Annotated in this window: 1 pseudogene; it reads left to right on the forward strand. The window is 60.0% G+C overall.

Annotation, left to right across the window (positions count from 1 at the left end):
- Window positions 1-418, forward strand: a pseudogene (locus ACYP5B_RS53755) (transposase); the annotation flags it as partial.

The raw sequence follows: 418 nt of genomic DNA on the forward strand, positions 1-418 counted from the left end.
CAAGGAAGTGACTGCTGGCGGCTGGTATGCGTCGCTCGCGGTGGACGGCACGATCCGCGCCGAGACCACGAAGGATGCCGTCAACGACATCCTGACGTACAAGGCGGCTGCCTGCGCGAAGGTGCGACAAGCCATCGCGAAGCGGACCTCCGACGAGGCAGAGCGAAAGCGGCTCTATACCCTGCTCAAAAGTGACAAGTGGCTCGAAGACAAGTACCTGCACCGGATGATGCGCAAGTACTTTCGGCACGGCGTTTCGAGTTGCGACAATCAGTTCATCGTCCGCTCGGACAAGCATCAGAGCCGCGTCAGAGACGGGCACCTGGTCATCACCATACACATCGCCAGGCAGTATGGCCCTTCGATCGAGCTCACGACGAACAGCAACGGCAAGAACGTGGACCTCACGGGTTGCAAC

Source organism: Cupriavidus sp. 8B, assembly GCF_054589115.1.